General features: G+C 69.0%; 14 protein-coding genes. 4 read left to right on the forward strand and 10 right to left on the reverse strand.

Annotated features, from left to right (window positions below; translation table 11 throughout):
- Positions 1 to 32: 32 nt before the first annotated feature.
- Complete coding sequence (locus OG841_RS14335; protein WP_328641111.1) at positions 33 to 1,004, forward strand: LLM class flavin-dependent oxidoreductase; 972 nt, start codon at positions 33 to 35, stop codon at positions 1,002 to 1,004.
- 52 nt (positions 1,005 to 1,056) lie between these two features.
- The gene (locus tag OG841_RS14340; protein ID WP_328641110.1) at positions 1,057 to 1,434 is read left to right on the forward strand and encodes a hypothetical protein; all 378 of its coding nucleotides are present in this window, start codon (positions 1,057 to 1,059) and stop codon (positions 1,432 to 1,434) included.
- A 114-nt stretch (positions 1,435 to 1,548) separates the two neighbouring features.
- Here the strand turns inward: OG841_RS14340 and OG841_RS14345 are convergent, their stop codons facing one another.
- The 4 genes from OG841_RS14345 to OG841_RS14360 form a co-directional block, all read right to left on the reverse strand.
- Positions 1,549 to 2,967: a sugar porter family MFS transporter gene (locus OG841_RS14345; protein WP_371565534.1), complete on the reverse strand. Its 1,419-nt coding sequence runs from the start codon at positions 2,965 to 2,967 to the stop codon at positions 1,549 to 1,551.
- 187 nt (positions 2,968 to 3,154) lie between these two features.
- Positions 3,155 to 6,766 carry a chromosome segregation protein SMC gene (smc, locus tag OG841_RS14350; protein WP_371565536.1) on the reverse strand — a complete coding sequence of 1,204 codons (3,612 nt, stop codon included), beginning with the start codon at positions 6,764 to 6,766 and terminating at the stop codon, positions 3,155 to 3,157.
- A 222-nt stretch (positions 6,767 to 6,988) separates the two neighbouring features.
- Positions 6,989 to 7,192 (reverse strand): hypothetical protein, encoded by a 204-nt coding sequence (locus OG841_RS14355; RefSeq protein ID WP_057616507.1) that lies wholly within the window; start codon positions 7,190 to 7,192, stop codon positions 6,989 to 6,991.
- 382 nt (positions 7,193 to 7,574) lie between these two features.
- Positions 7,575 to 7,856 (reverse strand): acylphosphatase, encoded by a 282-nt coding sequence (locus tag OG841_RS14360; protein WP_057616505.1) that lies wholly within the window; start codon positions 7,854 to 7,856, stop codon positions 7,575 to 7,577.
- A gap of 175 nt (positions 7,857 to 8,031) precedes the next feature.
- Here OG841_RS14360 and OG841_RS14365 point away from each other — a divergent pair, with 175 nt between their 5' ends.
- Positions 8,032 to 9,111 carry a CAP domain-containing protein gene (locus tag OG841_RS14365; protein ID WP_328641107.1) on the forward strand — a complete coding sequence of 360 codons (1,080 nt, stop codon included), beginning with the start codon at positions 8,032 to 8,034 and terminating at the stop codon, positions 9,109 to 9,111.
- A gap of 78 nt (positions 9,112 to 9,189) precedes the next feature.
- On the forward strand, positions 9,190 to 9,591 hold the full coding sequence (locus OG841_RS14370; protein WP_328641106.1) for a winged helix-turn-helix transcriptional regulator: 402 nt from the start codon (positions 9,190 to 9,192) through the stop codon (positions 9,589 to 9,591).
- On the opposite strand, the gene mutM is transcribed toward OG841_RS14370, so the two are convergent.
- The 6 genes from mutM to coaD all read right to left on the reverse strand — a co-directional run bounded on the left by mutM (position 9,564) and on the right by coaD (position 13,912).
- Positions 9,564 to 10,424 (reverse strand): bifunctional DNA-formamidopyrimidine glycosylase/DNA-(apurinic or apyrimidinic site) lyase, encoded by an 861-nt coding sequence (gene mutM / locus OG841_RS14375; protein ID WP_371565541.1) that lies wholly within the window; start codon positions 10,422 to 10,424, stop codon positions 9,564 to 9,566. The two genes, OG841_RS14370 and mutM, sit on opposite strands and share 28 nt — an antisense overlap.
- 107 nt (positions 10,425 to 10,531) lie before the next feature.
- Entirely contained in the window at positions 10,532 to 11,350 is an 819-nt protein-coding gene (gene rnc, locus OG841_RS14380; RefSeq protein ID WP_328643667.1) for a ribonuclease III, read from the reverse strand.
- 19 nt (positions 11,351 to 11,369) lie between these two features.
- Positions 11,370 to 11,543 (reverse strand): 50S ribosomal protein L32, encoded by a 174-nt coding sequence (gene rpmF, locus OG841_RS14385; protein ID WP_006139588.1) that lies wholly within the window; start codon positions 11,541 to 11,543, stop codon positions 11,370 to 11,372.
- A 2-nt stretch (positions 11,544 to 11,545) separates the two neighbouring features.
- A complete protein-coding gene (locus tag OG841_RS14390) occupies positions 11,546 to 12,190 on the reverse strand; it encodes a YceD family protein (protein WP_057616496.1) in 645 nt (214 codons plus the stop codon).
- Positions 12,191 to 12,322: 132 nt separating this feature from the next.
- Positions 12,323 to 13,375: an ATP synthase F0 subunit B gene (locus tag OG841_RS14395; protein WP_371565544.1), complete on the reverse strand. Its 1,053-nt coding sequence runs from the start codon at positions 13,373 to 13,375 to the stop codon at positions 12,323 to 12,325.
- 57 nt (positions 13,376 to 13,432) lie between these two features.
- Positions 13,433 to 13,912, reverse strand: coding sequence for a pantetheine-phosphate adenylyltransferase (gene coaD, locus OG841_RS14400; protein ID WP_057616492.1), 480 nt, complete (start codon positions 13,910 to 13,912; stop codon positions 13,433 to 13,435).
- Position 13,913 lies beyond the last annotated feature (1 nt).

Below are 13,913 nucleotides of genomic sequence, written 5' to 3' on the forward strand. Positions count from 1 at the left end.
CCGCACCACCCGCCCGGTGAAGGGGGACCCCCATGCCCGTCACGGTCGTCCGTTTCAACCTCGTCGAGCCCGGCGCGACGCCCGCCTCCCTCAGCGCCCGCTACCGGGCCGCCCTGGACATGGCCGCGTACGCCGACGAGCACGGGATCACCACCGTGCAGACCGAGGAGCACCACGGCGTCGACAACAACTGGCTGCCGTCGCCGTTCGCCTTCGCGGGCGCGGTGTTCGGCGCGACGCGGAGGATCGCGGTCACCGTCTCCGCCGTGATCGGCCCGCTGCACGACCCTCTCCGTCTGGCCGAGGAGATCGCCGTACTGGATCTGCTGAGCGGCGGACGGCTGGTGACGGTCGCCGGGATCGGGTACCGGCCCGAGGAGTACGCCCTGTTCGACGTGGAGTGGAGCCGACGGGGCCGCCTGCAGGACGAGCTGCTGGAGACTTTGCTGAAGGCCTGGACCGGCGAGGAGTTCGCGTACCGGGGTCGTCCGGTACGCATCACCCCGCGCCCCTTCACCGACCCGCACCCCCTCCTCCTGGTCGGCGGCTCCTCCAAGGCCGCGGCCCGCCGAGCCGCCCGCCTCGGCCTTCCCTTCTTCCCCAGCGCCCACCTCCCGGAACTGGAGGCGTACTACAAGGAGCGGCTCGTCGAGTACGGCACCGAGGGCTGGACCATGATGCCGACGGCCGAGACACCGTTGCTGCACATCGCCGAGAACCCGGACGAGGCGTGGGCGCGTCACGGGGAGCACTTCCTCCACGAGGCCCGGACCTACGCCTCCTGGCAGTCCGGCGACATCCACTCGGCGGTGCGGTCGGCGGCCGCGAGCGTGGAGGAGCTGCGCGCGGAGGGCGTGTACCGGATCCTGACGCCGGACGAGTGCGTGGAGCAGGGGCTCGACAACCTCGTCCTGCATCCGCTGGCGGGCGGTATGCCGGTGGAGGAGGGGTGGCGGAGCCTGCGGTTGTTCGCGGAACGAGTGATTCCGGCACTGAACGGCTGAGCCGGGCGTTATCCGGTGGTCGACGAGGACTCGGCGATGCTCCACTGAGCCCATGAGCCTGTTGGTGGACGTCTTCGTCCGGGAGCCGGACGGCAAGCGGCGGATACTTGACGTGCCGGAGGGCGTGTACCACTCCGGCGGCTTCGAGTCGTGGCGTACGACGGTGTGGGGCTCGGAGTTCGTGCGCTCGCTCGGTGCGCGCTTCCTGCCCGTACTGGCCGAGGACGACCTCCATGTCGAGGCCGAGGACGTGCCGGAGTTCCGGCGCGAGGTGGCCCTGCTGCGCTCCCGTCTGGACGAGGTCGCCCACGGCACGCAGCGGCCACGGACCGTCGAGGAGCACCGGCACCAGATCGACACTCGGTTGCGGATCATCGAGGAGAGCATCCGCAAGGCCCTGGAGATCGGCGGCGGCGTCCTCATCTGGTGACGCACGCAAACAACCGCCGCCCCCGGTCCAGCGGTTGCCGGATCGGGGGCGGCGGACGGTGCGAGGAGAAGGGCAGCGGGGTGTTGGCCCCTCCCCCCGGGTTCGCGTGGGCCGTCAGCCCATCTCCTCCAGCTTCTTGCCCTTCGTCTCCTTGACGTACTTGAGGACGAACGGAATGGAGAGCGCGGCGAAGACCGTGTAGATCACGTAGGTCGCGGAGAGGTTCCAGTCGGCCAGCGACGGGAAGCTCGCGGTGATGGCCCAGTTGGCGATCCACTGCGCGGACGCGGCCACACCGAGCGCGGCGGCGCGAATCCGGTTCGGGAACATCTCGCCGAGGAAGACCCAGACGACCACACCCCAGGACAGGGCGAAGAACAGGACGAAGACGTGCGCGGCGATCAGTGCGGTCCAGCCCTGCGCGGCCGGCAGCTTGCCGTCGACCAGGTCGAAGGAGAACGCCCACGCCTCCAGTGCGAGACCGATCACCATGCCGACCGAGCCGATCAGGGCGAGCGGCCGACGGCCGACGCGGTCCACGAAGATCATCGCGATCACGGTGCCGACGATGTTGATGATCGACGTCGTGAAGGAGTAGAAGAACGAGTCCGTCGGGTCGACGCCGACCGACTGCCACAGCGTCGAGGAGTAGTAGAACGCGACGTTGATGCCGACGAACTGCTGGAAGACCGAGAGGCCGATGCCGACCCAGACGATCGGCTTGAAGAAGAAGCTCCCGCCGAGCAGGTCCTTGAACGTCGACTTGTGCTCGCTCTTCATGGCGTGCTCGATCTCGGCCACGCGCGCGTCGAGGTCGATCTTGTCGCCCTCGACCTCCTCGAGGATCTCCCGGGCACGCTCGTGCTTGCCGACGGAGATCAAAAAGCGCGGGGACTCGGGGATGGCGAAGGAGAGCAGGCCGTAGAGGACGGCCGGGATCACCATGACGCCGAGCATGACCTGCCAGGCCTCGAGCCCCATCAGCTTGCCGCGCTGGTCACCGCCGGCCGCGTTCAGCAGGCCCCAGTTGACCAGCTGCGAGATGGCGATGCCGATGACGATCGCGGCCTGCTGGAAGGACCCGAGGCGACCGCGGTAGGCCGGCGGGGCGACCTCGGCGATGTAGGCGGGGCCGATGACCGAGGCCATACCGATGGCGAAGCCGCCGACGATCCGCCAGAACGCCAGGTCGTACAGCGCGAAGGGCAGCGCCGAGCCGACGGCGGAGATCGTGAAGAGGACGGCTGAGATCTGCATGCACCGGATACGGCCGATGCGGTCCGCGATACGTCCCGCGGTCGCCGCGCCGATCGCACAGCCGATCAGGGCGATGGCGATGACCTGCGCCAGGGCCGCGGAACCGATGTCGTAACGGCCCCGGATGGCCTCGACAGCGCCGTTGATCACGGAGCTGTCGTAGCCGAAGAGGAAACCGCCCATCGCGGCCGCCGCCGCGATGAAGATGACGTGCCCGAGATGATCGGGGTGAGCCGCCTGGGCTCCTGACTTGGACGCCTGCTCTGTGCTGGTCACGTGTACTCCTCGGGCCACCGGCAACGCTGCCGGCTGGGGGCGACCCTTCCAGATAGGTGGTACCTGAAGGTAAAAACAACATTGCCGAGACTATGCCTTCAAGTTTCGAAGTCAAGAGGGCGGCTGGTGTGAGATTGCAGGTACGTCTGACCTGGATGTGTTCAAGTCTTGAAGTATTGAAGGAGGGCTAGCGGAGCCGCTGTGAAATCACCTTCGACACACCGTCGCCCTGCATGGAAACGCCGTACAGCGCGTCGGCGACCTCCATGGTCCGCTTCTGGTGCGTGATCACGATGAGCTGCGAGGCCTCCTGCAGCTCCTGCATGATGCGGATCAGCCGCTGCAGGTTGGTGTCGTCGAGGGCGGCCTCGACCTCGTCCATGACGTAGAACGGGCTGGGCCGAGCCTTGAAGATCGACACCAGCAACGCTACGGCGGTGAGCGAGCGCTCGCCACCGGAGAGCAGCGACAGCCGCTTGACCTTCTTGCCCGGCGGACGGGCCTCGACGTCCACGCCGGTGGTGAGCATGTTGTCGGGGTCGGTCAGGATGAGCCGCCCCTCGCCGCCCGGGAAGAGCCGGCTGAAGACACCCTCGAACTCCCGGGCCGTGTCCCGGTATGCCTCGGTGAATACCTGCTCGACGCGCTCATCTACCTCCTTCACCACTTGAAGCAGGTCGGTGCGGGTCTTCTTCAGGTCCTCCAACTGCTCACTGAGGAACTTGTGCCGCTCCTCCAGCGCCGCGAACTCCTCCAGGGCGAGCGGATTGACCTTGCCGAGCTGCTGATACGCCCTCTCGGCCGCCTTGAGCCGCTTCTCCTGCTCGGCACGGTGGAACTGCTTCGGCTGGTTGCGCGGATGCTCCGGATCGTCGGGCAGTTCCTCGCCCTCGGCGGGCGGGGAAGGCGGTACCGGCTGGTGGGGGCCGTACTCGTCGATGAGCCCCGCCGGTTCGACACCCAGTTCTTCCAGCGCCTTGGTCTCCAGCTGCTCGATCCGCATCCGCTTCTCGGCGCCGAGCACCTCGCCGCGGTGGACGGAGTCGGTCAGCTTGTCGAGCTCGGACTTGAGATCGCGGCCGGTGTTCCGTGCGGCGGTCAACTCCCGTTCCCGCAGCGCCTTGGCGGCGTCGGCGGCGGTCCGCTCCTCGTCCGCGCGCGCGAGGGACACCTCGACGTGCGCGAGCAGCTGCCGCGCACCGGAGGCGACAGCCTCGGCCACGGCGGCCTCGTGGCGCAGCCGGGCCCGCCGCTGTTCGGCACGCGCGCGTGCGTCGCGCTCCGCACGGGCGGCTCGGTCGAGGGAGTCGGCCCGTCCGGCAAGCCCCTTGACCCGCTCCTCATGGGTACGGACCTGGAGGCGGGCCTCCATCTCGGTCTGGCGGGCGTTGGCCCCGTCGGCGGCGAGACGGTCCCGTACCGACGTGTCGGGCTCCTCCTCCACCGGCATCTCCTCGGCGACGGCGAGCCGTTCGGCGAGTTCCTCGACCTCCTCGAGCGCCTTCTCCAGGGCGTCCTGCGCTCGCGCGGCCGCCGCGGTGGACCGCTCCGCCTCGCCGGCGGCACCTTTCGCCTGGCCGGCGAGGCGGCCGAGCTGCTGGGCGACGGCTGACTTCTCCCGGTCCGCGGCGCGGCGGCGCTCTCCGAGCTCCTCGACCAGTGCGGCTGATGCTGTGCGGCGCTCGACTGCGGTGTGCTGGGCCTCAGTGAGTTCCTCGCAGCGGATGGCCAGCTCTTCGAGTTCGACGGCCGCTTCGTCGACTGAGGCCTGTACTTCGAGGAGGCTCGGGGCGCCCGCGGAGCCGCCGTGGGCGAAATGGGCGCCCAGGAGGTCGCCTTCGGCGGTCACTGCGGTGAGGTGGGGGTTGGCGTAGACGAGGTCTTCGGCGTCTTCGAGGGTGCCGACGACGACGATGCCGTGGAGGAGGCGTCTTACTGCGGGGAGGAGGTCCTGGGGGGCGCGGACGAGGTCTGCCGCGTGCTGATGCGTGGCGTCTGCGGGGCCGTCGTGGCTGGTCGCGCCCCGCGGCGGAGCCGCACTTTGATGCAGGCCCGCGGCCCTGAAGGGCGCGTCTTCGGCGCCGCCTGCCAGGAGGAGTGACGCTCGTCCTGCGTCCTGTTTCCGCAGCAGGCGGATCGCGTCCGCCGCTGCCGACGGGGAGGTCACCGCGAGGGCGTCCGCTGCCGCGCCGAACGCCGCCGCCAAGGCTGCCTCGTGCCCCGGAGTCACCGTCAGGAGTTCCGCCGCCGGACCCAGCAAGCCTGTGAGACGATCCTTCGCGCCCAGCAGCGCTCCCGTCCCGTCCTTCCTCCGCAGTCCCATTGCCAGCGCCTCATGCCGGGCCTGCGTCGCCGCGCGTCTGCGTTCCGCCGCCGTGACCGCCTCTCGGGCCACGGTCAGGGCTGCCTCCGCCTCGGCGAGCTGTCGCTTCGCCGCGTCGTGCCGCTCCGCCAGTTCCGCGTCGCCCGCGTCCAGGCCGTCCACCTCGGCCTTCAGTGCCTCGTACTCCTCCTGCGCGGCGACCGCCCGCTCCTGGGACTCGTCCCGGGTGGCGGCGAGGCGGTCGATCTCGGCCTGGGCGGAGGCGGCGCGGGAACGGGCCGCGTTGACCTGGCCGCCCAGCCGGGCGAGGCCCTCGCGGCGGTCTGCGATGGCGCGCGCGACGTCCTTGAGTCGCCGTTCCTCCTGGGTGAGTTCCCGCTCCAGGTCGGCGCGGTGCGCGACCGTGTCCTCCAGGGCGTGCTCGGCCGCCTCCAGCGCGGCCTCCAGCTCGGCCTCCTGCTCGCGGATGCGGGCGGCCTCGCGCTCCATGTCCTCGGGGTCGCGGCCCCGCCGTTCCTCGGGCGGCGCAGAGGTCGCGCTCTTCACGCGCGCGTCGGCCAGCGAGACCGTGCCGCGCACCCGCTCGGCGAGCTGGGAGAGCTCGTACCAGGTCTGCTGGGCCCGCTGGAGCCGGGGCGTGAGCTGTCGGACCTCGTCCTCCAGAAGCGCCTCCCGCTGGAGGGCCTTCTTCAGTTCCTGCTCGGCGCTCTCCTTGCGCTCCTTCAGCGCGGCCTCGTCCGCGACCTCGACCTGGAGCGCCTGTCGCAGCCGTACGAGATCGTCGGCGAGCAGCCGGAGGCGGGCGTCTCGCAGGTCGGCCTGGATGACGGCGGCCCGGCGGGCGACCGCGGCCTGGCGGCCGAGCGGCTTGAGCTGGCGCCGGAGTTCGTCGGTCAGGTCCTGCACGCGTGCGAGGTTGGCCTGCATCGCGTCGAGCTTGCGGAGGGCCTTCTCCTTGCGCTTGCGGTGCTTGAGAACTCCGGCGGCCTCCTCGATGAAGGCCCGGCGGCCCGTCGGATCGGCGTGCAGGACGGAGTCGAGCTGGCCCTGGCCGACGATGACATGCATCTCGCGGCCGATGCCGGAGTCGGAGAGCAGATCCTGGATGTCGAGGAGACGGCAGGTGTCGCCGTTGATCTGGTACTCGCTGCCGCCGTTGCGGAACATGATCCGCGTGATGGTGACCTCGGCGTACTCGATGGGCAGGGCGCCGTCGGAGTTGTCGATGGTCAGGGACACCTCGGCGCGGCCCAGCGGCGGGCGGCCGGTGGTGCCGGCGAAGATGACGTCCTCCATCTTGCCGCCGCGCAGCGACTTGGCGCCCTGCTCGCCCATGACCCAGCTGAGCGCGTCCACGACGTTGGACTTGCCTGAGCCGTTCGGCCCCACGACACACGTGATCCCCGGCTCGAACCGGAGCGTGGTCGCCGAGGCGAACGACTTGAACCCTCGGAGGGTCAGCGCCTTGAGGTGCACGCCGCTGGACTCTACCTTCCGGGGGTGTCTCACTCCATGAACGCGTTGTTGCCCGCGGTTTCACCGTTGAACGTGCAGGGCACACCAAACGTTAAGAGGGTGAAAGGATGCACGGGGGCAAGAAAGAAGGGACGCCGAAGCGTCCCTTGCAAACTCTGACAACTTAGCGGTTGATACAGGCCGCCCAACCACTGCGTGAGCTGTCGTGGAGCGATGCAGTGATCAGGTGAGCGCAGGCTCCGCCTGGTGTGCGTCGATGCTCTCCAGGAGACTTTCGTGAGAAGCGGCAGCCGCGAGCGCGTCGTTCTCGGCCTGGATCCGTACGAGCTCGGATTCCAGATCCTGTACGCGCTGCTGGAGCCGTCGCATCTCGGCGAGGAGTCGAGGGTCGGAGCCGCCGACGTAACCGAGAAGCGCCTTTGCCATGATGGATGGTCCTCCACACTGAGTGACCGACCGAAGCGGTGTGGGTCGTGAGGGATTCGCACCCGCGGTGCTTGACACTCTTGAGTTCATACTGCTGTTCATCCATGCCAAACAGCTAAGGTGCGCGGGGTGCTTTCAGCGTCTCACCAAAAAGTTTGACGGTCAACACGATCACGCCCCGTATTGGCGGACAACCCGGTCCGGCGCGACCTGAGACGGTGGCGCTGCGGCTCCCTCGGGGCCCTCGGGACGTGACGATCAGTCTTAGCCGCGGAGCTTGCCACGGCACGGCCTTCTTGGCAACCACCAGCGACTTTCTGCTCCGGGCAGGTGCCAGCGGCATGTCCCTCCGCTTCCGCCTGGGCCGTTTTACAGAAACGGCTCATCGGATGGCGAAGCCGTCGTAACCCCCACGAGGTGTGTCCCAGATCTCGGTGACACCGTCTACGCGGCCGGGCGTGTCGTCGCCCAGGAGCCAGTCGAGGAGTCCCTGGCATCCCTTTCGCGGGCCCTCCGCGACCACTTGCACGCGTCCGTCGTCCAAATTGAGAGCAAAACCACTCAGGCCGCCGATCTCCAGGGCCTTGGCCCGCGTGAACCAGCGGAAACCCACACCTTGGACGCGTCCGCGCACCCAGGCGACCAGTCGTACATCCTCGCTCATGGGTGCAACCTAACCGGGCAATGTCTCTCTGGGCACTCCCTCCCCAGGCGCCATGCGGTACTGTCCGCTGCCAATGAATCTCATACGAAACTCACTCGATGGTGTGGGTTTTGTGACTTTGGTTGACCCGGGGGGACGCGTCGACCTCACGAACGAGGACTAGGAAGGCAAGCACATGGGACGCCACCGACGCTCCGCCGCCGGCCGCGCCGCCACGGGCCGCGCCACGGGGGTCACAGCGACACACAGCTCCTACGGGAGCGGTTACGACCCACAGGACTCGTACAACTTCGCCTCGGCGGGCACCGCGACCTACCGAGGCCAGGAAGACCCCGACCCCTACGCGCGCAGTGACGCCTACCTGTTCGCGTCGGAGGAGGAGTACGCGCTCTACCGCGGCGAGGGCTACACGCCCGCCGACGGTTCCCGGCGCAGCGGGTCGCACCGCCGGCGCAAGAGGAACCTCGTGACGCCGGTCAAGACCGGTCTGCTCGGGGTCTCGGCGGCCGTCGCGATCGGCACGGTCGCGGTCGCCACCGGTGTGGTGCCCGGCCTGGACAACTACAAGCTCGGCGGCGGCAGCACCACCGGCGGCGATGTGCAGGCGGCGGGCACTCCGACCAACTCCCCGGCCGAGCAGGGTGGCACCTCCGGCAGCGCCGACAGCCGTGAGGACGGCAGCTCGACGAGCCGGGACGCCGACCGCGCCTCCTCGCCCTCACCTTCCCCCTCGCCCTCGACCTCGACGGCCACGCCGACCGAGAAGCCGACGAAGAAGCCGGCGGCCCCGCCGAGCAAGAAGCCGAAGACGACGCCTTCTCAGAAGGAGAGGGAGCCGGCGAAGAAGGAGACCACCGCGCCCGTGGAGGTCTCGACCGAGGCCGCCGCGGCCGCCGAGGTGCTCAGGCTCGTCAATGCCGAGCGGGCGAACGTCGGCTGCAGCCCGGTCGCCGCCAACAGCGCGCTGGCCGATCTCGCCGGGGCCTTCAGCAAGGCCATGGCCGACCAGGGCTTCTTCGACCACACCGACCCGAGCGGCGCCACGCCGTGGGACCGGGCCGCGCAGGCCGGGATAACGAGCCTCGGCGGCGAGAACATAGCCCGCGGCCAGTCCGACCCGGCGGCGGTGATGGAGGCCTGGATGAACAGCCCCGGCCACAAGGCCAACATACTGAACTGTGACTTCAAGACGCTGGGCGTCGGTGTGGTCTTCGGTTCGGGCGGCCCCTGGTGGACGCAGGACTTCGGCTACTAGAGGACGCCGAGACAGATGGCACTAACTACAAGTTAGTGCCGTCTGTTGGTTAGTGCCGTCTTCCAGTACGCTCGTGATATGGACACCACGCAGCAGCCCTTGGAGGCGCGGGACCTCCCGTTCGACGTGTTCGCCAAGGCCTGCCCCTCGCGCGGCACGCTGGAGCACGTGACGGGCCGCTGGGGCGGACTCACCCTCGGCGCCCTGTACGAGGGCTCGCTGCGCTTCAACGAGCTGCGCCGCCGGGTCGACGGCGTGAGCGAGAAGATGCTCTCCCAGACGCTCCAGGCGCTGGAGCGCGACGGCCTGGTGCACCGCGAGGCCCAGCCCACCAACCCGCCCCGGGTCGACTACGAACTGACCCCGCTGGGCCGCGAGGTCGCCGAGCGGCTGCTGGGCCTCATCCACTTCGTCGAGGGCCGCATGGACGACGTCCTGGCCGCCCGCGAGCGTTACGACGTGACGCGTGGCGCCCGCTGACACCTCGGGCAGAAATAGCTGGACCGGTTCATCCAGGGCCGTCGGCGCATCGGCGTACCGCACCGCTTGCACGGCAGCCCCTCCCGTCCGTACGCGTCGAGGGACCGGTCGAAGTACCCGGACTCACCGTTGACGTTGACGTAGAGGCTGTCGAAGCTGGTGCCGCCGACCGCGAGGGCCTCGTTCATCACGTCCCGGACGTGGCCCAGGAGTTCGGTCGTGCGCGGGCGGGTGAAGTTCGCGGTGGGGCGCTCGTAGTGGATGCGGGAGCGCCAAAGGGCCTCGTCCGCGTAGATGTTGCCGACTCCACTGATCAACGACTGGTCGAGCAAGGCCCGTTTGATGGTGCTGCGCTTGCGGCGCAGGGCCTGGTGGAAGGCCTCGTCGTCGAAGAGCGGGTCGAGGGGGTCGCGCGCGATGTGCGCGATGACGTCGGGCAGGCCGTCGGGGGTGTTGTCGTGCAACGACAGCCCGCCGAAGGTCCGTTGGTCGACGAAGCGGAGCTCGGTGTCGACCTCGTCGGCGAACCGCACCCGGATCCTGAGGTGCTTCTCGTCGGGCGCGGCATGCGGCTGGACCAGTAGCTGGCCGCTCATGCCGAGGTGGGCCAGGATCGACTGGTCCGTGTCCTCCAGGGGCAGCCAGAGGTACTTCCCGCGGCGGCGCGGGGTGCCGACGCGGTGACCCTTGAGGCGGTGCGCGAAGTCGTCGGCACCGGCGAGGTGACGGCGGACCGCACGCGGGTGCAGCACCTCGGCCTCGGCGACCGTACGGTGGGCGACCCACCGCGCGAGGCCCCGCCGCACGACCTCGACCTCGGGCAACTCGGGCATGGGACTCCCCCGTCACGGACCGGTGTATGAACCGAGCGCCCGCCCCGGTGTTCGGGGGCAGGCGCTCGGCTGCGCTGTTCTTCCGGACGCGCTGGGGCTTCCAGGCGTCAGGCGGAGACGGACGACGGACCTTCGTCGTCGTTCTTGGCGGCTTCGACGACCTCAACGGCCTCGACGGCCTTTTCGGCCACCGCCTTGGCGCGCTCGTCCGCGGCGGCCCGGATGGACCTCCAGGCGGACTCCGCGGCCTGCTGCTCCGCCTCCTTCTTGCTGCGGCCGGTGCCGGTGCCGTACGAGACGCCTCCGACGCGGGCGGCAGCAGTGAAGGTCTTCTCGTGATCGGGGCCGGTCTCCGTGACCAGGTACTCGGGCACGCCGAGTCCTTCGGTCGCGGTGAGCTCCTGGAGACTGGTCTTCCAGTCCAGGCCGGCACCGAGGTTGGAGGACTTCTCGATCAGGGGGTCGAACAGGCGGTGCACCAGTTCGGAGGCCGCTTCGAGACCCTGGTCGAGATAGACCGCGCCGATCACCGCTTCCAGGGTGTCGGCGAGGATGGATGCCTTGTCCCGGCCGCCCGTGCCCTCTTCACCACGGCCGAGCCGGATGAAGGAGCCCAGGTCGAGCCCACGGCTGACCTCCGCCAGTGCGCGTGAGTTGACCACCGCGGCCCGCAACTTGGCCAGTTGGCCTTCGGGCAGGTCGGGGTGGGTGGTGTACAGCGTGTCCGTGACCACGAGGCCGAGCACGGAGTCCCCGAGGAACTCCAGCCGCTCGTTGGTCGGCAGACCGCCGTTCTCGTACGCGTACGAACGGTGGGTCAGCGCACGCACCAGAAGGGCGGACTCGAGTTTGTACCCGAGCCGCCCTTCCAACAGCGTGTGGGACGAGGCCTGGTTGTCGCCCGCGTTCTTCTTCGGCGTGGACACAGTGCCTCTCACCAGCCGCTCAGACCTCGAGGACCTGGCGCTTGTTGTAGGTGCCACAAGCAGGGCACGCGATGTGCTGCAGCTTGGGCTCGTGGCAGCGCTCGCACGCAACCAGGGTGGGGACCGCAGCCTTCCACTGCGACCGGCGGTGGCGCGTGTTGCTGCGCGACATCTTCCGCTTCGGAACAGCCACGGCTACTTCTCCTGCTTCTCGTCGACGCCCGGTTCGGCGCCGCTCATCTCGTCCTTCTCGCCGTCTTCGAGTGAACCGGCGAGTCCCTGCAGTGCCGCCCAACGGATGTCGACGGCGTCATGGTGGTGGTCCGGGTCGTCCGTGAGCCGCGCCCCGCACTCGGAGCACAGGCCCAGACAGTCGTCCTGGCACACCGGCTGCATCGGCAGTGCGAGCACCACCGCATCACGCAGCACGGGTTCGAGGTCGAACAGGCCGTCCTCGATGAAGAGCCTGTCCTCGTCTTCCTCGGCGTCGTCGGCCGGTTCCGCTTTCACGCGGCCACGGTCGTCGGCGTCAGGGTACGAGAACATCTCCTGGAAATCCGCTTCGAGCACCAGCTCAAGCGGCTCCAGACACCTTACGCACTCCCCCTCGGCCTGTGCACGGGCGGTGCCTGTGACAAGCACACCTTCCATGACCGACTCGAGGCGGAGCTCGAGCACGACCGGGGCGCCTTCCGGCACTCCGATCACTCCCTGGATACCCAGATCCTTGGGAGCGTCGATCTCACGGGTCAGGCGCTGCAGCGCGCCAGGACGCCGCCCCAGCTCGTGTGTGTCGAACACGAGAGGGTTGCGGTGGTCGAGGCGGGCGTTCAGGGCCATTCCTGCTTTCGATCTTCGAGCTCAGAGGGGCGCCGCCCTTCGGTGCTCCCGGGCAGCGTTGATCGCGGACGTACGCGCGACCGAAGAGCCAGGATACTGGACCTTTCGCTCACGGCCCAATCCGGTGGTCCCTTACTGGCCGCGACCCTGCTCGTACGCCCTCAACTGCTCCGGCGTGATCATGCCGGTGTCGAAGAGGCTGGTCTCGTCCAGGGCGTAGCTCTGCTGCTCCTGGTGGGCCTGCTGGGCCTGCTGGGCCTGGTTCGGGTCGTACTGCTGCTGGTCGTAGCCCTGGTAGGCGTAGGGATCGGCCTGCTGGTAGCCGTACGGGTCCTGCTGGGCGTAGGGATCGGGCTGCTGCTGATAGCCGGCGTAGGCGTCGGCCTGCTGGTAGCCGTACGCGTGCTGCTGGGCGTAGTCCGGCTGCTGCTCGGACTGGCCGCGGGCCTGGGACCGGGCGTCCTGCTCCGCGAGGGCGGTGAGGTCGGCCAGGTAGTCGGCGTCGCTGGAGTGCTGGACGGTGGAGGTGTCGTCGGCGAGGGCGCCGAGGTCGTCCGTGGCGATACGGCCGTGCAGCTTCTGTCGGCCGCGGCCGACGGCCTCCAGGGTCTTGGCGAGGACCGCCTCGAAGGCACCGAGCTTGGCGTCGACGTAGGAGTCGGCGTCCTTGCGCAGGGTCTCGGGGTCGTGGCTGCGCTCGGGGGCGTCCTCGTCCTCGTAGCCGTTCTCGTCGAGGCCCGGGCCGGTGCCGAGGAGCTTCTCGCGGCCGCGGCCGACCGAGCCGAGGGTCTTGGTGAGGACGACCTCGAAGTTGGCGAGCTTGGAGTCGACGTAGTCGTCGGCCTCCGCCCGGACCTCCTCGGCCTCCTGGCGGGCCTCGTTCAGGATCCGGTCGGCCTCGGCCTGGGAACGGCGGGCGACCTCGGTGTCGGAGATCAGGGAGCCGCGCTCGGCATGCGCCTGCCCGATGATCCGCTCGGCCTCCTGGCGGGCCTGCTCGACCATCTGCTCGCGGTCCCCGATCAGTTCCTGAGCCTGCGCGAGGGAGCCGGGCAGCGCCTGGCGCACCTCTTCGAGCAACGCGAGCAGTTCGGCGCGGTTGACCATCACCGAGGCCGACATGGGCATCGACCGGGCACCGGAGACCGTGGAGACGATCTCGTCGAGCTTCTTCTGCACGTCCACCTGTGCTCGCCACTCTCTACAGCTGTGTTGGAGACGGACGGGACGACTGTAGTCCCATCAGTCCTTGCGCAGGCGCTTGTTGAGTGCCTCCAGGACCAGCGGCGGGACCAGGTGGGAGACGTCTCCACCCCAGGTCGCGACCTCCTTGACGAGCGAGGAGGACAGGAAGCTGTAGGTGGGGTTGGTCGGGACGAAGAGGGTCTCGACTCCCGAGAGGCCGTTGTTCATCTGGGCCATCTGGAGTTCGTAGTCGAAGTCGCTGACCGCGCGCAGGCCCTTGACGATGGCCGGGATGTCGCGCTCCTTGCAGTAGTCGACGAGGAGGCCGTGGAAGGCCTCCACGATCACGTTGCCGTACTCGGCGGTGACCTCGCGGATCAGGTCGATCCGCTCGTCGATCTCGAAGAGGCCCTTCTTGGACTTGTTGATCATCACCGCGACGTAGACCTCGTCGTACAGTCTGGAGGCGCGGGAGATGATGTCGAGATGTCCGTTGGTGATCGGGTCGAACGACCCGGGACAGACGGCGCGGCGCACT

The sequence above is a fragment of the Streptomyces canus genome (assembly GCF_041435015.1).
Classification (GTDB): Bacteria; Actinomycetota; Actinomycetes; order Streptomycetales; family Streptomycetaceae; genus Streptomyces; species Streptomyces canus_G.